Here is a 19159-nt window from a genome sequence, read left to right on the forward strand (position 1 = left end):
GTGAATGACACAGTGCACAACCTCCATCAGCGACAGATATACGGCTGGGCAGCTCACTACTGGTGGTGTCGTGCGCCCGAAATGAGACAAACGAGGAACGAGGTACCGGTGGCCGAACAGCAGGCGTCGCTGATTGACACGTGGGTAGAGATCAAAAAGGATCTTTACCGGCAGGCAGATCGTCCTGATTCGCCGATTCCCACCTTCACCCACCAGCAGCGGGCGTATTTGGAACTCGCCCAACCGATTGTGCTGGTCGACGGCTACGCAGTACTGGCTACCCCCCATGCCAAGGCCAAACAGGTTATTGAAAATGAGATGGGGGAGCACCTCGTCAAAGTGCTCACCGAACGCACTGGCCGTCCCTGCAGCCTCGCCGTCAGCATCGAGCCCCCTGCGATGCAGGCTGAGATGCAGTTGGACCAGTACATGCCCACGCACGAAACCACGCACGAAACCACGCCCGAAGCCACGACGGGATGGACGACGACGCATGCGGTCGTCGAGACGCCAGCGGCACCCGTAGCACCACAGCAACCCACCGTCTACCAACAAAGCCAGCGGTTGCCGCGCGAGAAACCAGCGCACGATCCCAACCGGGAAAAGTCCCTCAACCCGCGCTACACCTTCGAAAGCTTCGTCGTGGGCTCCTCCAACCGCTTTGCCAATAGTGCTGCGGTCGCCGTCGCCGAAAACCCCGCTCGCGCCTACAACCCGCTGTTCATCTGGGGTGGCTCCGGCTTGGGCAAGACCCACCTCTTGCACGCCATCGGCCACTACGCCCAGGTGCTGCAGCCAGGACTGCGGGTCAAGTACGTCTCCAGCGAGGAATTCACCAACGACTACATCAACTCGGTGCGCGATGACCGGCAGGAAACGTTCAAACGCCGGTACCGCAACTTGGACATCCTCATGGTTGATGACATTCAGTTCCTCGCCGGCAAAGAGGGCACGCAGGAGGAGTTCTTCCACACTTTCAACGCTCTCCACCAGGCGGACAAGCAGATTGTGCTCTCCTCCGATCGCCCAGCGAAGGAGCTGACCACCCTCGAGGATCGTCTGCGCACCCGCTTCGAAAGCGGCCTACCGGTGGATATTCAGCCACCGGACTTGGAGACCCGCATCGCGATTTTGGAGAAGAAAGCCCAGGCCGACGGCACCACGATCGATCGGGCAATTTTGGAGCTCATTGCTTCGCGTTTTGATTCGTCGATCCGCGAGCTCGAAGGAGCGCTCATCCGCGTCTCCGCGTATTCCTCCCTCATTAACGAGCCGATCACCATGGACATGGCCGAGAGCGCGCTGCGGGAGATCCTTCCCGACGCCGATGACATCGACATCACCGCGACGACCATCATGGAAGTCACCGCCGAGCATTTTGATATTTCCCAGGACACCCTCACGGGTGCGGGCAAGACTCGCTCGGTTGCCCATGCCCGGCAGCTGGCGATGTATTTGTGCCGCGAGCTCACCGATCTCTCCCTGCCCAAGATCGGGCAGGAGTTCGGCGGCAAGGACCACACCACTGTCATGTACGCGGATCGGAAGATCCGCAAGGAGATGACAGAAAAGCGGGACACCTACGATGAAATCCAGCTGTTGACGCAGCGGATTAAGACCCGGGGACGTCGATAAGCATTGTGTAACCGCCAGGACGCTGGCGGTTTTTCTTTGTCCACAGTGTTATCCACACCTGTGTAATTACAGCAATGTAACTAGGTGATTCAGGGCACTAAATGGTGGTTGAGCAGCTCCGCGCGGGCATGTGGACAACCCCGGTTTCGCTGTTGATGGCGTGTGAAGCAACGACCCCGGATCTGTGCACAACTCTCGCCTCGACGGAGTTATCCACATGTGCCCCGATTTATCCACAACAATCCCACACGGGAATCACAAGGCAGATGTGGCGCCGGACCTTGTGATTTCAGCCTCCGTCCACAGCTTCCACAGGACTTACTGTTACTACCATCTTTTTAACTCTCAATTAACTAGAAGAAAGAGGATGTGGGGAGAACTGCCGGGCTCGCTCGAAGCAGCCGGAGGCGAATGACAATCACGGGTGCTTGGACGGCGGCTGCGTAGGGTACGTTGGTGATTGTTATTTGAGTGGCAAGAGAGCGAAGTTTGAGGAGCCCCGACAGCATGGAGTCGCAAGCAGTGTCATTCCGGGTGTCCAGGGATGACCTGGCCAACGCCGTGGCCTGGGTGGCCAAAGGCCTTCCCAGCAAGGTGACGCAACCGGTCCTGCGGGCCATGCTCATCACCGCCGATGATGCTGGTTTGGAGTTCGCAGGATTCGACTACGAAGTGTCCTCCAAGGTGCGCATCGCTGCCGAGGTAGCTGAGCCAGGACGCATCGCGGTGGCCGGCAAGCTCATCGCCGAGATCGTCAACACGTTGCCCAACAAGCCGGTTGATGTGCAGTCCGATGGTTCCAAAGCCATCGTCGCTTGTGGTTCTTCCCGCTTCGAGCTTCCCCTGATCCCGCTCGACGATTACCCGCAGATCCCGCAATTGCCCGAGGTCACCGGCACGATCGACCCGCGACTGTTCGCCGAAGCTGTCACCCAGGTTGCCGCCGCCGCGGGCAAGGATGACACCCTGCCCATGCTCACCGGCGTCCACGTGGAGGTCCAGGGCGCCCAGCTTCGGCTGGCCGCGACCGACCGCTTCCGCCTGGCGCTGCGCACCTGCGAGTGGACCCCCACGTCCCCCGATGTCAGCGCCAAGCTGCTCATCCCGGCGAAAACGCTGCTGGACAATGCCCGCACGCTTGATGCTCAGGCCAGCGACCCGGTCGAGATTGCGGTGGGCCAAGGCGACCAGATCGGCGCCGCCGGCCTTTTTGGTGTTCATACCGAAAACCGGGAGACCACCACCCGCATGCTCGACGCGGACTTCCCGAACATCCAGCCCTTGCTGCCCAAGACCCACACGTCGATGGCCTCTGTTGAGGTTGCTCCGCTGCAAGAGGCAATCCGCCGTGTCAGCCTGGTCACCGAGCGCAACGCCCAGATCCGCATGGAATTCTCCGAAGGCGAGCTCATCCTCTCCGCCGGCGGCACCGACTCCGGGCATGCGGAAGAGCGCCTTCCCTGCGCCTTCGTCGGTCGGGATGAACTAACCATCGCCTTCAACCCCGGCTACCTGCGCGACGGACTCGCCGTGGTGCACAGCAACCGCGTCGTTTTCGGCTTCACCGAGCCCTCCCGCCCGGCCATTTTGGTGCCCGAGCCCGAAGAACTCCCCGAGGCCAACGAGGACGGCACCTTCCCCACCCCGGAGACTCACTTCACCTACCTGCTCATGCCGGTTCGCCTGCCGGGCTAAGCCCCAGCAGATCCCGAGAGGGGTGACTTTAGTATCTTCATCAAGACGATTGACCTGCGTGATTTTCGCTCCTGGGCCGAACTGACCGTGGAGCTGGAGCCGGGAATCACCTTGTTCGTGGGCCGCAATGGCTTCGGCAAAACCAATATCGTCGAGGCCCTCGGCTATGCCGCGCATTTGAGTTCCCATCGGGTCTCCCACGACGCCCCGCTGGTGCGAACGACAGCGCAGAATGCTCGGATTTCGGTAACAGCCGTCAATCAGGGCCGCGAACTCACCGCGCATCTGCTGATCAAGCCCCACGCCGCGAACCAGGCCCAAATCAATCGCACGAAGTTGGGTTCACCCCGCGAGATCCTCGGCGTGGTGAAGACGGTGCTGTTTGCCCCGGAAGATCTGGCCCTCGTGCGGGGTGAGCCGGCGGAGCGTCGCCGCTACCTCGATGACATCATTGCCACCCGCACGCCCCGCCTGGCCGGGGTGAAGGCGGACTATGACAAAGTGCTGCGCCAACGCAATGCGCTGCTCAAATCCGCTGGTTCGGCGCTGCGGCGAGGCTACGATGACGCCGATGGCGCGAGCGTCCTGGCCACCCTCGACGTATGGGATGGCCAGCTGGCCAGCTTCGGATCCCAGGTCATCGCCGCCCGCCGCGTGGTGTTGGCCGAGCTCGCCGGTCATATTCACGCCGCCTACTCCGGTATCGCGCCCGAATCCCGCGAAGTGTCCATCAGCTACCGCTCGACCGTGGACATCGACTCCACTGATCCTGAGCTCATCGAGGCGGAGATGCTCGCCGAGTTGGGCCGAAAGCGCCAGCGCGAGATCGAACGCGGGATGTCGCTGGTCGGGCCGCACCGCGATGATCTACTCCTTCACCTGGGCGCCGAACCCGCCAAGGGTTTCGCGTCCCACGGTGAAACCTGGTCCTACGCTCTCTCCCTGCGTTTGGCGGAGTTCTCGCTGCTGCGCTCCGATGGCACCGATCCCGTCCTCATCCTCGATGACGTCTTCGCCGAACTTGATGCCCGCCGCCGCGAAAAGCTCGTGGAACTCGCCGCCGATGCCGAGCAGGTGCTCATCACCGCCGCCGTCGACGGCGATCTGCCCGCCAATCTCGCCTCGCTTGCCGACGCCGCCGTCAACCGCTTCACGGTCACCGTCGAACAAGGAGAGGGCGGGCGAATCAGCGTCCTGCAGGAGCAGCAATGACCGATCCAGTCTCGCAAGCATTTGAACAGATGCTCAAGGCCGCGAGTAAGCGGGCCGGCACTCCTCCCCGGACGCCGGTGCGGAAGAAGGGAGCCTCGGCAAGCACCTATGCCAGGCGACCCAGCGGGCCGGACGGGAGGGCGCCACGGCGACCCCTGGAGGTGGATACTTTCGGTTCGATTCTTGGCCGCGAGATTGACAACCGCGGCTGGAAGAAGGGGATGGCCGGTGGATGGGTCAATGGTCACTGGGATGAGCTGGTCGGTGAGAAAATCGCCCAGCACACAAAAGTGGAGATGATCAAGGACACCTCACTGTTCATCACCTGTGATTCGACGGCGTGGGCGACTAACCTGCGGATGATGCAGCGACAGATTTTGCAGGTCATCGCGGAGAAAGTGGGCCCGGGCATCATCACGGAGTTGAAGATCTACGGCCCGCGAGCCCCAAGCTGGCGGAAAGGTCCACTCCATGTCAAGGGCCGGGGACCCCGCGACACCTACGGATAAGGCGACCCGCCCAAAAACGCGCGAGAAAGGCCCTCCGACGCGCGCGACCCCATGGCTAGTAGGAACCCACTGGGTGTAGAATGAGAAAGTCTGACATTAACTTCTAGCGAGGAGTGTTCGTTTCACGTGGCAAACGCTGAACACAATTACGACGCGTCATCGATCACGATTCTCGAGGGTCTTGAAGCAGTCCGTAAACGCCCCGGCATGTACATCGGCTCGACCGGTACCCGCGGCCTGCACCACCTGGTGTGGGAGGTCGTGGACAACTCCGTCGACGAGGCGATGGCTGGTGAGGCCACCAAGGTCGACGTCACTCTCCTGCACGATGGTGGCGTCCAGGTCGTCGATGACGGCCGCGGTATTCCCGTCGAGATGCACCCGTCCGGTGCCCCGACCGTCCAGGTCGTTATGACCCAGCTGCACGCTGGCGGCAAGTTTGACTCTGATTCCTACGCGGTGTCCGGTGGCCTCCACGGCGTCGGTATCTCCGTGGTCAACGCGCTGTCCACCCGCGTCGAGGCTGACATCAAGCGCGATGGAAAGCACTGGCTGCAAAACTTCAACAATGCTGTGCCCGAAGATCTGGTGGAGGGTGGCAACGCCCGCGGTACCGGCACGACGATTCGATTCTGGCCGGACGCCGAGATCTTCGAAGAGACCGACTTCAACTACGACGTCATTGCGCGCCGCCTGCAGGAGATGGCCTTCCTCAACAAGGGCCTGACCATCACGCTCAAGGACGAGCGCGTGTCCGAGGCGGAGCTGGAACTCGAGGCGTTGGCGGAGGAGGGCGATACCGCTCAGCCGATCGACGGCTCTTCCTTCGATGACATCGAGGCTGAAGAAGCACCGGCCGGTGCTGCCCCGAAGACGCCGAAGAAGCGCGAAAAGAAGGTGGTTTACCACTACCCGAACGGGCTGGTCGACTACGTCAATCACCTGAACAAGTCCAAGTCTGTTATCCACCCGTCGATCGTCGGCTTTGAGGCCAAGGGCGATGACCACGAGGTCGAAGTGGCCATGCAGTGGAACAGTGGCTACAAGGAGTCCGTCCACACCTTCGCCAACACGATCAACACGCATGAGGGTGGCACCCACGAAGAGGGCTTCCGCTCGGCGCTGACCTCGCTGGTGAATAAGTACGCCCGCGATCACCGTCTGATCAAGGATAAGGATCCGAACGTCACCGGTGAGGATTGCCGCGAGGGTATCGCTGCTGTCGTAGCCGTCCGCGTCGGTGATCCGCAGTTCGAGGGCCAGACGAAGACGAAGCTGGGCAACACCGAGATTCGTTCCTTCGTGCAGCGCATGGTCAACTCCCATGTGGGCGATTGGCTGGAGGCCAACCCGGCGGAGGCCAAGGCGATCGTGAGCAAGGCGGTGTCCTCCTCGCAGGCCCGCATCGCGGCCCGCAAGGCCCGTGAATTGGTGCGCCGGAAGTCCGCGACCGATCTCGGCGGTCTGCCGGGCAAGCTGGCTGATTGCCGCTCCAAGGACCCGAGTGCTTCTGAGCTCTACATCGTGGAGGGTGACTCGGCCGGTGGTTCCGCTAAGGCCGGCCGTGACTCCATGTACCAGGCGATTTTGCCGCTGCGAGGAAAGATCCTCAACGTGGAAAAGGCCCGCATGGACAAGGTGCTCAAGAACGCCGAAGTCCAGGCCATCATCACGGCCCTGGGTACCGGTATCCACGAGGAATTTGATATTTCGCGCCTGCGGTATCACAAGATCGTCCTCATGGCCGACGCCGATGTCGATGGCCAGCACATCGCGACCCTGCTGCTGACCTTGCTGTTCCGCTTCATGCCGCAGCTGATCGAAGAGGGACACGTCTACTTGGCTAACCCGCCGCTGTACAAGCTCAAGTGGCGTTCGGGCGAGCCCGGCTACGCCTACTCGGATGCGGAGCGCGACTCGGAGATTGCGGAAGGCCTGGCCGCCGGACGCAAGATCAACACCGATGATGGCATCCAGCGCTACAAGGGTCTGGGCGAGATGAACCCGTCCGAGCTGTGGGAGACCACCCTCGACCCACACACCCGCCTGCTGCGTCGCGTGGATCTGCTCGATGCCCAGCGGGCAGACGAGCTCTTCTCCATCCTCATGGGCGATGATGTGGCGGCCCGCCGTTCCTTCATCACCCGCAAGGCGAAGGACGTCCGTTTCTTGGACGTCTAGTTCATGTGCTTTTCCAGGATCCGGCCGAACTCGGGGACGGTCGGTTCAATGACCTTGGCACCTTTGCCGCGCAGGGCGTTGTAGGCCTTGGCCAGCGCCGGGACCGTGATCTGCTCGGCGTTGCGGTCGGCCACGCCCATGAGAGAATCGATGACCTGGTCCTTCCGGCCCTCGAGGAAGGACCCGAAGTCGGCTGCTCCGGCCGCATCCTCTTGGTAGGCCTGCCAGTGCGGCTGGAGGTCGCCGAGGATGTCGGGCAGCATGCGGCGAACGCCCTTGGTCATGATGTCGCCGTCCACCTTCTTTGCCGCGGCGACGGCGCCCTTGATGGCGGTGCCGGTGATTCCGGACTGGGCGGAGACGGTCGCGTCGGCGAAAGTGGCCAGGTCGGCGACAACGGCCTCGCGTTTGTCATCGTTGAGCAGCTGGGACAGATCGGACATGGGGAGCCTTTCGTCGTGTGATGGAAAGCACCTATCTTAACCCGAGACTTTTGCCTGAGACAGCAAAAAGCGATCACCATGGTTGCACTCACCGGCTAAAAAGCTGGTGGGGACAACGACGGAGATCGCTGTCGTTGTGGTTCTTCCGCCGCAGATCCTTCGAGTCACATGTTTCACTCTAATTAACTGCAACCACAACGGTTACAAACTCTACACACTCCCGTGATCTCAGAGCAAGATCTGGTGAGCGTTATGTCGCCCAGTGGAGATATACCTCACGGCACAGCGCCCCAAATTCCGCGTTGTGCCTGTCCAGCGGCCGGAGCTGACTGACCGCCTCCTGGAGTGCCGCCGCCGCTGCGGACACAGACGCGTGCACCCACACCCCGTCGAGGCGGGCACCCGGCACCGCTGCAGCCGCGACGAGGGCGGAGAAGGAACGGACCTGGCAGCGATGGAACTCGCAGAACTCATCGGCGATAAGCAGGAGCTGCTCCGGGCTGAGGGGGCGCATCTATCTGCTGCTATCCCCGGGCCTGCCGCAGGCGGGCCTGAAGGGCCGCACGACCGGGGATGAGATCGTGGGCGAGTTGGGCCACCGCGGCGTCGTTAAGCAGACGGGAAGCGGAGCTGAGGATGGCGCGCACCGCGGCCTCGTGCTTGCTGGAGCCTTGAGCCTCGGCCAGCAGGGTGAGCGCGCGGTCTTGTTCCGGGGTCAATCTCAGGGTCATCGCCATGTCCTCATTGATACCAGAGTGATACCACTGGGACGTCGATAAGCTTCCTTGGGGCGCGGAAGCGGCCTTTATAGCCGCGGAAGGGTAGAATTGCCTGGGTCTAGATCCCTATCAGGAAGGCGCCCATGAGCGACGATAACACCGGAGGAGAAGACCTCTTCGACCGGATTCTCCCCATCGATATCAATGAGGAGATGCAGACCAGCTACATCGATTACGCGATGTCCGTCATCGTGGGTCGCGCCCTGCCGGAGGTCCGCGACGGCATGAAGCCGGTGCACCGCCGCATCATGTACGCCATGTTCGACTCCGGCTACCGCCCCGAGCGCGGCTACGTGAAGTCGGCCCGACCCGTGTCCGACACGATGGGTCAGTTCCACCCGCACGGCGACGTTGCTATTTATGACACGCTGGTGCGCCTCGCCCAGCCGTGGAACATGCGCTACCCGCTGGTCGACGGCCAGGGTAACTTCGGCTCCCGCGGCAACGACGGCCCCGCCGCCATGCGATACACCGAGTGCAAGATGTCGCCGCTGGCCATGGAGATGGTCCGCGACATCCGTGAGAACACCGTCAACTTCTCCCCGAACTACGACGGCAAGACCATGGAACCCGACGTCCTGCCGGCGCGCGTGCCCAACCTCCTGATGAACGGCTCCGGCGGCATCGCCGTGGGCATGGCAACGAACATCCCGCCGCACAACCTCAACGAGCTCGCCGACGCCATCTACTGGCTCCTGGAGAACTTCGACGCCGATGAGAAGGAGGCCCTCGAGGCCTGCATGTCCTTCGTCAAAGGCCCCGACTTCCCGACCTCCGGGCTCATCGTCGGTGACTCCGGCATCAAGGACGCGTACACCACCGGCCGTGGTTCGATCCGCATGCGTGGTGTCACCTCCATCGAGGAGGCCAACAACCGCCAGACGATCGTCATCACCGAGCTTCCGTACCAGGTCAACCCCGATAACCTCATCGCCAACATCGCCGAGCAGGTTGCCTCGGGCAAGCTCGCGGGCATCTCCAAGATCGAGGACGAATCGTCCGATCGCGTGGGCCTGCGCATCGTGGTCACCCTCAAGCGCGACGCCGTGCCGCGCGTCGTGCTGAACAACCTGTTTAAGCACTCCCAGCTGCAGACCAACTTCGGCGCGAACATGCTCTCCATCGTCGATGGCGTGCCGCGCACCCTCCGCCTCGACCAGATGCTGCGCTACTACGTCGCGCACCAAATCGAGGTCATCGTCCGGCGCACCCAGTTCCGCCTCGACGAAAAGGAAGAACGCGCCCACGTCCTCCGCGGCCTGGTCAAGGCCCTCGACATGCTCGACGAAGTCATCGCCCTCATCCGTCGCTCCCCGACGGTGGAAGAGGCCCGTACCGGCCTCATGTCGCTTCTCGACGTCGACGAGATCCAGGCCGACCACATCCTCGCGATGCAGCTGCGCCGCCTCGCCGCTCTCGAACGACAAAAGATCGTCGACGAACTGGCCGAGGTCGAGCTCAAGATCGCCGACCTCAAGGACATCCTGGCCAAGCCCGAGCGCCAGCGCTCCATCGTCCACGACGAGCTCGAAGAGATCGTGACCAAGTACGGCGACGAACGCCGCACCCAGATCATCGCCGCCACCGGTGACGTCTCCGAAGAAGACCTCATCGCCCGCGAAAACGTCGTGGTCACCATCACCTCCACCGGCTACGCCAAGCGCACCAAGGTCGACGCCTACAAGTCGCAGCGCCGCGGCGGCAAGGGTGTGCGCGGAGCTGAACTCAAACAAGACGACGTGGTCCGCCACTTCTTCGTCTCCTCCACCCACGACTGGATCCTCTTCTTCACCAACTTCGGCCGCGTCTACCGCCTCAAGGCCTACGAACTGCCCGAAACCTCCCGCACCGCCCGCGGCCAGCACGTGGCCAACCTGCTGGAATTCCAGCCAGAAGAACGCATCGCCCAGGTCATCCAGCTCCAAAGCTACGAAGATGCCCCCTACCTCGTCCTGGCCACCGCCCACGGCCGCGTGAAGAAGTCCCGCCTCACGGACTACGAATCCGCCCGCTCCGCCGGTTTGATTGCCATCAACCTCAACGAGGACGACCGCCTCATCGGCGCCGCCCTCTGCGCCGAAGACGACGACCTCCTCCTCGTCTCCGAGCAAGGCCAGTCCATCCGCTTCAGCTCCGACGACGAACAACTACGCCCCATGGGCCGCGCCACCGCCGGCGTCAAGGGCATGCGCTTCCGCGGCGACGACCAGCTCCTCGCCATGTGCGTCGTCCGCGACGGCGAATACCTCCTCGTGGCCACCTCCGGCGGCTACGGCAAGCGCACCGCACTGAGCGAATACACCTCCCAGGGTCGTGGCGGCCTCGGCGTGGTCACCTTCAAGTACACCCCGAAGCGCGGCCGCCTCATCGGCGCCCTCGCCGTCGACGAAGACGACGAAATCCTCGCCATCACCTCCGTCGGCGGAGTGATTCGTACCGAAGTCAATCAGATCCGCCCCTCGTCCCGTGCCACCATGGGCGTGCGCCTGGTCAACCTCGAAGACGGCGTCGAACTGCTCGCCATCGACAAAAACGTCGAAGGCGAAGGCGAGGAACAGGCCGAAGCAGTAGCCAAGGGTGAAGCCGACGGACCCGCCGACCTGGCTAAGAAGAACCAAACCAGCCTGGACGACCTCACCGAGGACGAGGAGTAAACCATGGCCAAGCGAGACGTAGCGATCACCCGGATAGCCCCACTCTCCGCGTTCCGAGTCGCCCTAGCCATGTCCCTCGTCGGCCTCGTCGCCTGGCTCCTCACCGTCGTCCTGCTCTACATCGGAATGGACGCCGCCGGAGTCTGGGACAAAGCCAACTCCCTCATCGGTGACGTCGGCGCAGACCAAGTCATCAGCTTCGGGCTCGTCATCTCCATCGCAGCCCTCCTCGGCGCCATCTGGGCCATCCTCGTGACCGTCCTGGCTCCCCTCGGCGCGATCATCTACAACGCCATCGTCGACCTCTTCGGAGGCATCCAAATGCGCCTGCAAGAAGAGGCCTAACGGCTAGTAGAAGGCAGTCGCCTGGTTAAGCACTTTAACGTGTCTAACCAGGCGATTTGTCTTATTTGTGCCCGTCTGGGTAATGTACTCTCTGTTCCCAGGGCCTATAGCTCAGTCGGTTAGAGCGCATCGCTGATAACGATGAGGTCGCAAGTTCGATTCTTGCTAGGCCCACCAGGAACATGGGGCATTAGCTCAATTGGTAGAGCATCTGCTTTGCAAGCAGAAGGTCAGGAGTTCGATTCTCCTATGCTCCACAGACAAGCAGGTCAGAGGGTGTTTTCACCTTCTGGCCTGTTTTCCGTTTCCGGTGTTTGTCCTGCTCAAGGACAGATCCATTATGGCACGACACCTTGGCCCGGCGCGACTGTCCGGTACCGGGCAGGGGTAGTTATGGCACGTTTATGGCACGGAATTCTTGGGGTTCCACCCGAAAACTTCCTAGCGGGCGGGTTCAGGCGAGATACCTTGGCCCGGATGGCCAGGCGCACAAGGCACCAAACACTTTCCCGGATGATCTTGCAGCTCTGGCGTGGCTTGCTGGTGTTCGAAGGTCCATTGATCTTGGGGTGTGGCAGTCTCCGGCTGCTGTTGTCCCTGTGGTTGAAGTCCCTAGCGTTGGTGAAGCCGTCGAGCATTGGCTAGCCGTGGTTGAGCCACAGATCAGAAATTGTCAAGTCCCGGGCTTAATGGTGTTTCTGGTTGTTTGCGTGCGGGGCCTAATAGTTAAAGGTAGAACGCGAAGCGGTCCGGGTAGACCACAGACATCTGATTGATGGCTCCGACCAACCAAGCTTCAAGACCCTCTACAATCGCCCCGCTGTGATTCACGATGCGCTCCGCGAACGATGGCGGGCCGATCAGCCTGCGGGCTCTGCTCTCTGAGCTTAGGGGTATCGCTGGGCGGTGTAACACAGAACGGAACGGCGTTTCTGGTTGTCGTTTTGGTTGCAACACAGGTAGCATGATCTACGTGAGGGAGCGAGAGATTTACCCGAGCGCGCCCATCGTCCTGATGGCGATTGAGGTGCGGCATCCGCCGTGCGAGCCACTCGAACGCAAGCAGGTGGCGGCGTTGTCGGCGCGAGTCAAGCACCTGCTGCCCTTGCCAGGCGAGATGAACGAAGTCTCAGTTACTTTGGAGGCAAACACGGATGGTCCGCCGACTCAGCACCAGGTCGTCAGGAGCTTCCCAAGGTGGACTAGTCGCGACAAGCGGACTGCGCTGTCGGTCCGCCCAGACAGCCTGGTGATCGAGACCACCGACTACGGAAGTTACAATAGGATGCGTAACTTGCTCGACATCGTGTTTCAGGCGCGCCTGGCAGTTGCGCCCCCGGCCGGAGTCGAGCGGATCGGGCTTCGGTACATCGACGAGATTAGGGTTCCCGCCGAGAACGGAAGTAGCGTGCCCGCGTGGGAGCAGTGGGTGGATGCTTCCCTGCTGGGGCCCACGCACGTTGGTGAGGAGTTGGGCCTCTTACCGGTGGCCAACGAAGGGGTCTTCGTCTACTCAGGGGGTAGCGATCACGCATTGGTGTTGAGGTACGGCGCGCAGAACGACTATGCCGTGCAGTCGACGCCCGATCTGCGTCGCCCGCTCCCGTCTCCGGGTCCCCTCTTCAAGCTGGACATCGACAGTTTCTGGCAAGCAGCCGACGAAGTGCCCGAGTTTGACGTGGACTTCATACTGAGCCAGGCCGACTCACTACATGAGCCGGTGCGCGGGCTGTTTGAGAGTGTGATTACCGATCGACTACGAGAGGAAGTGCTGCGAAATGACTGATACGTTGATGCGGAATGCAGCAGTGGAGTCAGCACTGGGAACACGCGCCACCGCGGGCGAATCCACGTTCACTCGGAATCTGACGGAGACGCGACTGACACCGCCTCGTCGGACGACGGAGGTCGGAGGTATCCGGAGTGTCGCCCGCGCGCTTCACGACGATGTCGACGACCTTCACAAGCGCACCCACGAGGACGAGTGGCGCATGGCGGCAACTGAACGAGGCAAAGCCAGTGTGACATCGATGCTCACCGAGTTGGCGGATTTCGGATTCGCGTGGCGCGACATAGCGCGGATGGTTCGCGTGAGTGTGCCTGCAGTGCAGAAGTGGCGGAAGGGTGAGAAGGCATCGGGCGAAAGCCGTTTTCGGATTGCAAGCCTGCTTGCGGCGTGCGATTTGATCACGAGTCACTACATGGTCGATGAGATCGCTTCCTGGTTCGAGATGCCGCTATCTTCCTCTGCTCCTGTCACGCCTATCGTGCTCTACGCGGCCAACCGCGCTGACCTAGTGTTCGAGTTCGCGAGCGGTCATGTAGACCCCGACGCGCTGCTGTCGGAGTTCGACCCAGATTGGCGCGAACGGTATCGGTCAGATTTTGAGGTGTTCGAGGCGGGCGACGGCAGCCAGTCGATTCGCATGAAGGGCTGATCTTGGGTCACGACCTCGAATCCCCGTATGTAGAGGGTGTCCCCGGTTGGGATGCTCTCTACCGGGCGCGCGGAGACGAAGTGGGAGCGACACGACCCATCTTCACTGGCGATGTGTTTACCAAAGTGGATCTGCCCGGGTCCACAGGTAAGGTAAAAGCGCGCTCAGTCGTGGTTTTACAGCACCCGTGTTCGATGCGCACGAATGGCGTCGATCTCGCTTGGCAGGTCCTCGTCGCTGAGGTGACAAACCGCAAGGAAATCGACGAGCTGGGTTGGACGGGAGGCAACTTCAACCTGATGCCGCTGCCTAACATCCACCCCGAAGTGACGAGTCAGAGAAGACACCAGGCAGCAAACTTCGATAAACTCTACACGGTGGCGCCCACCATCCTTTCCTCGCGGATCGCCTCCCTGTCGCCGTACGGAGTAAACCTGCTGCTTCAGCGTTGGGTGCACTACAGCTCCAGAGTCGTGGTGCCCACCCACACGTTTCACGAGCAGACCGTCGCCTTCTACGAGGAAGCCGACCTAATCGAGGAGTGGTGCGACGAAGCTGGCGGTGATGATCTGAGGGTGGAGACCCAAGCGTGCCTGGACTGGCTGCGAGCTGACAGGGACGGCTCGACCTATCAAGAATTGCTGAAGAACCCTCAGTCGCACAGCATGATCCGGCGCGCGATGCGCCAGGAGCTCAGAGAATGGAACAAAGCGTGAGAGCGACTGACCTCGCCAGAGTTCGGGCTACGCTCTGGACAGCGACTGACAAGCGCCAAGCTCACTTCTCGCTGTCGGCCGGCAGTTCCGCGCCGTGATACTAGGGGTGATATTACTGGCATACGCCGAGAATCGCTTCGACGAGGTCAGCCCCGAGATTGAGGCCAAGGCTAGCGCCCGCTTCCCCTCAACGACTGCCAATTACAAGGCCGGGCCCGTGTGCTACCTGCCCGAGGCTGCCGACCTAGGCGTGTCCGTCAAAGCGCGACAGGTCTTCAAGCTCACAAGGCCCACCTGCCTAATCCGAAGTCCGCAGCCCAGCGGCGCATCGTCGAGGTCACACGTCCAGCCGAGGCCGACATGTCGGCCGTGACCGACGTGGTTGGTGCCCTGCGCGACAGGTCGGTTGGGGCGGAGAAGTACGTCATCCGCACCGACCTGGAGTTCGCGGCTCGGGTAGCCGATGAGTTAGGGGAGGATCATGGGCCTTGAACGGACTAGTGCAAACGTCTAAAGATCGCCAAGCGCGAATCACGGACTGGCTGGAAGAGAAGCGCCCAGACCTGGCGAGCATGTACCGGGCGGCTCGTGAATTGCTTGCCAGTGCCTCTAAGCCGGGCGATGAGCGGACTCGTGTCTCGCACATCTGTCACTCAATGAGAGAAGTCATGAATCGCCTTCCAGAGGCCCTCGGGAGCGCGGGATCTGCGAGTGGTGGCCCAAGGAGTTCGACCCACGTACGGAAGCTGCCGGCCCTCGTTGCGCGCTTTCCGAACCTTGATCTCCTTCAAGAGGTGGAGAACGTTCCCGTCCCGAAAGAGTTGGCAGTTTTCCTCCATGAACTGGTCAAAGCTGCTGTAGCCGAAGATGGCCGAGTAGCGGCCAATGCTGCCGCGCTGCTCACCGATGACGGAAATGCCAATCATCCGGTGGTCCGTGAGTGGAGGGAGATCACTGTATTCTTCGTGAAGTGGGCGCACCTCCACGACGAGGAAAGCGGTCCGGAGTCAATCCCTTCCGATGACGACCTGAGGCGGCAGGTTGAGCTGGCCGAGACTCTAATGGACGGTGTCAGAGCTGAGTTCTTCGACAGCCTGCACGCGATTGAGGACCTGCTCGCCGAGGCCAATCAGCTCAATGAGGGAGGCGAGGTCGGTGGCTGAGTATCAGGTTCCTACCGAAGAGCAGATTCAAGCGGCGCTGCGTAGATTGACTTCCTTCCAACTTCGTCGAGCCTTCTACGAAGGGCTTAAGAATCCGCTCTGGGTCAAGCCGCTCGCTGACGCTGGAGCGTTCAGCAGTCCGCCCGAACCAGAGGTCGGAAGCGACGGCACTGTTAGCGAGAAGTACTGGCCTGAAGCTAGCTACTTGAATCTGATGGCGGAGCATGTGCCTGCCGAAGTTGCCGAAGTTCTAGGCTCCCTGGCAGGTAGTAGCAACTCCTGGGTCCGCCGAATCGTATTCTCTGCGGGCTCCCGCATGCCTTCGGCCATCGCCGCCAATTTGAAGCCGGTCATAGATGGCTGGAAGGTTAGCGGTTACGGGTGGCGTACTGACCCGCGGGATCTCGTGTCATTTGCTGTCAACCTGCTGGAGGGTGGCGAAACGAAGTTCGGTGTTTCGTTCGCAAATAAGTTGTTCCGGCCAAGAAAGGATGCGGGGACTGATGGTTACCCGGTGACCGAGTTGAAGGCACATTGGTATTCACGCGGGCTTCCAAGGGTGACCCGTGCTTTAGGGGGGAGCGCATTGAAGGTCATCCTTCCTTGGCTCACCCTCTACGAAGAGAAAGAACGGAGTATCGGAGAGGACTACGACCACAGCGGCTATGGACGTTTTGAGATCGCCCAGGGGCGGAACAACCACCACGAGGTTCAGGATGCGTTGATCGATGCCGTGCGCGACGCGGCAGTTGAGCATCTGGAGCGTGAACCACTTGCGGCATGGGCGGCACTCAACGGGAACTCGACCCTCATCGTGCGCCGCATCTCGCTCTATGCAGTCGCGCACGTCCTTGGGCGCCAGGCGGCTGAAGAGACTGTGAACGCCGAACTGGTTTCGGTCGCGCGGGAGCTCATGCTGGACGCCAAGTCCCGCGACCAACTCGCTGTCTCGGACTTCATTAGGCTCCTCCAAGCGCTAGGCACTGTGTCTCCTGCTGAACTTGACCCACTGGAAAACGTGCTGGCATCAGGTCACGTCACGGAGCGGGCAGCAGCGCGACTCAAGCGCAACCTGTGTGACCAGAGTGAGTCAGATGCCGAGACTCAGAACGAGATCGCACAATTGGAAAGGCATTGGCGGCACCGTGTGCTGGCCGGTGTTGGGCGAGAACTCCTGCCGAGCATTCTCCGGGAGCAATTGGACGAGCTAGACGCTGAAGACGGCGTAGTCGACGATCCCTTGCGTCCCACATTGAAGACTTCGGGCTGGACTGGTCCGAACAGCCCGATGGCTCTGGTGGAGATGGTAGCCCTGGAGCCGATGGAACTCGTGTCCCAATTGGAAGGCTGGCATGACAAGGGCGACGGCTGGGGTCCAAGGCCTTCCCATGAAGGACAGGCAAGAGTGCTTGAGACGGTCATCACCAGCAACCCACAGGCATTGGCTGGACAGCGAGATCTCGCCCACCGATTACGCCCGACCTACTTGCGGGCCTTGCTCAACGGCTGGGAGGGAGCGTTCAAGGCTGAACTTGACCTACCTTGGACGCAAGTATTGGCTCTCATCGCGGACATCCTCGGTCATTCCGATGCGTCTGATTTTCCGGTCGAGAGTGGGCGCTTCGATGACGATCCCGACTTCACGGAGACTAAGAAAGTTGCGATCCGGTTCCTGACCCACTTGGCTTCAAAAGCCTCGGATGCGAAGCTTTCCGAGGAGCAACTGAGCCAGATCGCGAATCAACTCCTGGCCGCTGCATCCGGAACTTCTGAATGGAGTGAGTACGTCGGTACGCTGGGCGAGGAGTCTGAATGGGATCCGCTTATGGTCTCGCTGAACTGGAGGTGGCCCATCTTGCTCCGGGGGTTAGTCAACCTTGTTGGCCTCGGCGAGGATCGCCCATGGCACTCCCGAGCCATCGAAGCACTCAGTGATCAGCTCGCGCTGGATGATCCTCGGGGAGCCTCGCGGGCGGTCCTCGGTGAGGGGCTCGGAAGACTATTCACCCATGCTCACGATTGGCTCGTGGAGAGTCTCCCCACCTACTTCGGCACGCACTTGGGGTCCGATCGGAACCAACAGGTCGCGATGACGACAGCGATCGCCATGCACTATTACCACCCAGATCTCTATCGACTCCTTTCGGACCCGATGATTGCCGCGATCGAAAGCGCCGATAAGGTCGCGATCGGGTGGGGTAACGACGTTTCTCCGCAGCAACGGATCGGCCAGTGGGTGGTTGCAGCGATCATTCGAGGGCACATCGGCGAAGATGACCCGCTACGCACCGAGTTCTACACACGAGCGGACCCTGAGACGCGTGGTGAAGCGATCGGGCACACGGCTTGGTCATTCATGCACACCGAAATCGTCGACGACGCTATCCGTGACCAGCTTGCTAACCTTTGGGACGAGCGGGTTCATCACGTCAAGGCACATCCGGAAGACAAGGCTGAGCTCAAGGACTTCTACTGGTTCATTCGAAGTGAGAGGTTTCCGGCTTCATGGTGGCTCCCCAGGCTCTTGGAGGCGCTAGAGCTGGACGGTGAGTTGGAAACTGGTGCTGTTGCAAAGTTGGGCGGAGAGCAGCGAAGACTCAGTTTCTCATTCCCTAATGGTTGCTGCGTGTGGGCGTTCTCAGGCCGTCTCGAAGACCCGGTTGACGATCACCGCGTCCGGGTTCGGTTGCCCGTAGGCAAACATCGTGCCTTGCCCTTTCCGCAATGAGTGCATCGCCTCCATCCCCTTCAACGTCCGATATGCAGATGTCCGGTTCTTAAACGCGCCTTTCGGCCCGAGGATCCGCTTCAGCCGACCATGGTCGCCTTCCAGGATGTTGTTGAGGTATTTCACCTGCCGGTGTTCCACTGTTGGCGGGCAGATTCCCTCTGACTTCAACTCGGCGATTGCCCTGGCTAGGGAGGGTGCTTTATCGGTGTTGATCACTCTGGGATACCCGGCTGACGCATTGGATCTGAGGGCCTTGGCCAGGAAACGCTTCGCTGCGGCCACGTTCCGCTTCGGAGAGAGGTAAAAGTCCAGGGTCTGGCCACCGGCGGTGATCGCCCGATAGAGGTAGCACCACCTGCCGCCGACCCGGATATAGGTCTCATCCACCCGCCAGGAACTGGCCTGCCAATCAGGTACCTGCCGGTACCACCGTGTTTGCTTGTCCAGCTCAGGGGCGTATTTCTGGACCCAGCGGTAGATCGTGGTGTGATCAACCGGCACGCCCCGCTCGGTCATCATTTCCTCCAAGTCTCGGTAGCTCACCCCGTAGCGGCAGTACCACCGCACCGCCCACAGGATGACCTCGCGAGGGAAATGACGACCCGAGAAGATACCCATGGCTGTGATTATTTCACGTCGCTCTTCCTACTGCCTCAAC

Annotated in this window: 17 protein-coding genes and 2 tRNA genes; 15 read left to right on the top strand and 4 right to left on the bottom strand. The window is 61.3% G+C overall.

The features are described from left to right. The first annotated feature begins 108 nt into the window (after window positions 1-108). From dnaA to gyrB, 5 genes are all read left to right on the top strand, one after another. The gene (gene dnaA / locus CTEST_RS00005) at window positions 109-1635 is read left to right on the top strand and encodes a chromosomal replication initiator protein DnaA (RefSeq protein ID WP_047251988.1); all 1527 of its coding nucleotides are present in this window, start codon (window positions 109-111) and stop codon (window positions 1633-1635) included. Between the two features lie 507 nt (window positions 1636-2142). Then, window positions 2143-3330, top strand: a complete 1188-nt coding sequence (gene dnaN / locus CTEST_RS00010) for a DNA polymerase III subunit beta (RefSeq protein WP_047251989.1) — start codon at window positions 2143-2145, stop codon at window positions 3328-3330. A gap of 33 nt (window positions 3331-3363) precedes the next feature. Next, window positions 3364-4542 (top strand): DNA replication/repair protein RecF, encoded by a 1179-nt coding sequence (recF, locus tag CTEST_RS00015; protein ID WP_047251990.1) that lies wholly within the window; start codon window positions 3364-3366, stop codon window positions 4540-4542. Then, window positions 4539-5051: a DciA family protein gene (locus CTEST_RS00020; protein ID WP_047251991.1), complete on the top strand. Its 513-nt coding sequence runs from the start codon at window positions 4539-4541 to the stop codon at window positions 5049-5051. The genes recF and CTEST_RS00020 overlap by 4 nt, the downstream gene beginning before the upstream one ends. Window positions 5052-5177: 126 nt before the next feature. Continuing rightward, window positions 5178-7232 carry a DNA topoisomerase (ATP-hydrolyzing) subunit B gene (gene gyrB, locus CTEST_RS00025; RefSeq protein ID WP_047251992.1) on the top strand — a complete coding sequence of 685 codons (2055 nt, stop codon included), beginning with the start codon at window positions 5178-5180 and terminating at the stop codon, window positions 7230-7232. Here the strand turns inward: gyrB and CTEST_RS00030 are convergent. From CTEST_RS00030 to CTEST_RS00040, 3 genes are all read right to left on the bottom strand, one after another. Beyond that, window positions 7229-7675 carry a DUF6918 family protein gene (locus CTEST_RS00030; RefSeq protein ID WP_047251993.1) on the bottom strand — a complete coding sequence of 149 codons (447 nt, stop codon included), beginning with the start codon at window positions 7673-7675 and terminating at the stop codon, window positions 7229-7231. The two genes, gyrB and CTEST_RS00030, sit on opposite strands and share 4 nt — an antisense overlap. A gap of 250 nt (window positions 7676-7925) precedes the next feature. After that, window positions 7926-8189, bottom strand: coding sequence for a hypothetical protein (locus CTEST_RS00035; protein ID WP_047251994.1), 264 nt, complete (start codon window positions 8187-8189; stop codon window positions 7926-7928). Between the two features lie 10 nt (window positions 8190-8199). Next, window positions 8200-8412 carry a CopG family transcriptional regulator gene (locus tag CTEST_RS00040; protein ID WP_047251995.1) on the bottom strand — a complete coding sequence of 71 codons (213 nt, stop codon included), beginning with the start codon at window positions 8410-8412 and terminating at the stop codon, window positions 8200-8202. Window positions 8413-8537: 125 nt separating this feature from the next. On the opposite strand from CTEST_RS00040, the gene gyrA reads away from it, so the two are divergent. The 10 genes from gyrA (at window position 8538) to CTEST_RS00090 (ending at window position 18498) form a co-directional block, all read left to right on the top strand. After that, the gene (gene gyrA, locus CTEST_RS00045; protein WP_047251996.1) at window positions 8538-11108 is read left to right on the top strand and encodes a DNA gyrase subunit A; all 2571 of its coding nucleotides are present in this window, start codon (window positions 8538-8540) and stop codon (window positions 11106-11108) included. A 3-nt stretch (window positions 11109-11111) separates the two neighbouring features. Continuing rightward, entirely contained in the window at window positions 11112-11453 is a 342-nt protein-coding gene (locus tag CTEST_RS00050) for a DUF3566 domain-containing protein (RefSeq protein WP_047251997.1), read from the top strand. A 100-nt stretch (window positions 11454-11553) separates the two neighbouring features. Next, window positions 11554-11630: transfer RNA gene (locus tag CTEST_RS00055), tRNA-Ile, on the top strand. A gap of 7 nt (window positions 11631-11637) precedes the next feature. After that, window positions 11638-11710 (top strand) — tRNA-Ala (locus CTEST_RS00060). A gap of 707 nt (window positions 11711-12417) precedes the next feature. Continuing rightward, window positions 12418-13239, top strand: a complete 822-nt coding sequence (locus CTEST_RS00065) for a TIGR04255 family protein (protein WP_047251998.1) — start codon at window positions 12418-12420, stop codon at window positions 13237-13239. After that, complete coding sequence (locus CTEST_RS00070) at window positions 13232-13891, top strand: hypothetical protein (RefSeq protein ID WP_052844246.1); 660 nt, start codon at window positions 13232-13234, stop codon at window positions 13889-13891. The genes CTEST_RS00065 and CTEST_RS00070 overlap by 8 nt, the downstream gene beginning before the upstream one ends. 113 nt (window positions 13892-14004) lie before the next feature. Beyond that, complete coding sequence (locus CTEST_RS00075) at window positions 14005-14607, top strand: hypothetical protein (protein WP_144413176.1); 603 nt, start codon at window positions 14005-14007, stop codon at window positions 14605-14607. Between the two features lie 360 nt (window positions 14608-14967). Next, entirely contained in the window at window positions 14968-15099 is a 132-nt protein-coding gene (locus CTEST_RS13880) for a hypothetical protein (protein WP_269082322.1), read from the top strand. Between the two features lie 176 nt (window positions 15100-15275). Then, entirely contained in the window at window positions 15276-15770 is a 495-nt protein-coding gene (locus CTEST_RS13495; protein WP_144413178.1) for a hypothetical protein, read from the top strand. Continuing rightward, window positions 15763-18498, top strand: coding sequence for a hypothetical protein (locus CTEST_RS00090; protein ID WP_047252001.1), 2736 nt, complete (start codon window positions 15763-15765; stop codon window positions 18496-18498). Before CTEST_RS13495 ends, CTEST_RS00090 begins: the two co-directional genes overlap by 8 nt. On the opposite strand, the gene CTEST_RS13180 is transcribed toward CTEST_RS00090, so the two are convergent. Next, a complete protein-coding gene (locus tag CTEST_RS13180; RefSeq protein ID WP_083985363.1) occupies window positions 18409-19119 on the bottom strand; it encodes an IS6 family transposase in 711 nt (236 codons plus the stop codon). The genes CTEST_RS00090 and CTEST_RS13180 overlap by 90 nt on opposite strands. Between the last annotated feature and the right edge of the window lie 40 nt (window positions 19120-19159).

It is taken from the genome of Corynebacterium testudinoris, assembly GCF_001021045.1.
Taxonomy (GTDB): Bacteria; Actinomycetota; Actinomycetes; order Mycobacteriales; family Mycobacteriaceae; genus Corynebacterium; species Corynebacterium testudinoris.

What these genes read in the sequence shown, in the direction of transcription:
- CTEST_RS13180 (WP_083985363.1), bottom strand. Translation starts at nt 19,119, where the DNA reads ATGGGTATCTTCTCGGGTCGTCATTTCCCTCGCGAGGTCATCCTGTGG.
- CTEST_RS00070 (WP_052844246.1), top strand. Translation starts at nt 13,232, where the DNA reads ATGACTGATACGTTGATGCGGAATGCAGCAGTGGAGTCAGCACTGGGA.
- CTEST_RS13495 (WP_144413178.1), top strand. Translation starts at nt 15,276, where the DNA reads ATGAATCGCCTTCCAGAGGCCCTCGGGAGCGCGGGATCTGCGAGTGGT.
- CTEST_RS00050 (WP_047251997.1), top strand. Translation starts at nt 11,112, where the DNA reads ATGGCCAAGCGAGACGTAGCGATCACCCGGATAGCCCCACTCTCCGCG.
- gyrA (WP_047251996.1), top strand. Translation starts at nt 8,538, where the DNA reads ATGAGCGACGATAACACCGGAGGAGAAGACCTCTTCGACCGGATTCTC.
- CTEST_RS00020 (WP_047251991.1), top strand. Translation starts at nt 4,539, where the DNA reads ATGACCGATCCAGTCTCGCAAGCATTTGAACAGATGCTCAAGGCCGCG.
- CTEST_RS13880 (WP_269082322.1), top strand. Translation starts at nt 14,968, where the DNA reads ATGTCGGCCGTGACCGACGTGGTTGGTGCCCTGCGCGACAGGTCGGTT.
- CTEST_RS00065 (WP_047251998.1), top strand. Translation starts at nt 12,418, where the DNA reads ATGATCTACGTGAGGGAGCGAGAGATTTACCCGAGCGCGCCCATCGTC.
- CTEST_RS00030 (WP_047251993.1), bottom strand. Translation starts at nt 7,675, where the DNA reads ATGTCCGATCTGTCCCAGCTGCTCAACGATGACAAACGCGAGGCCGTT.
- CTEST_RS00040 (WP_047251995.1), bottom strand. Translation starts at nt 8,412, where the DNA reads ATGGCGATGACCCTGAGATTGACCCCGGAACAAGACCGCGCGCTCACC.
- dnaN (WP_047251989.1), top strand. Translation starts at nt 2,143, where the DNA reads ATGGAGTCGCAAGCAGTGTCATTCCGGGTGTCCAGGGATGACCTGGCC.
- CTEST_RS00035 (WP_047251994.1), bottom strand. Translation starts at nt 8,189, where the DNA reads ATGCGCCCCCTCAGCCCGGAGCAGCTCCTGCTTATCGCCGATGAGTTC.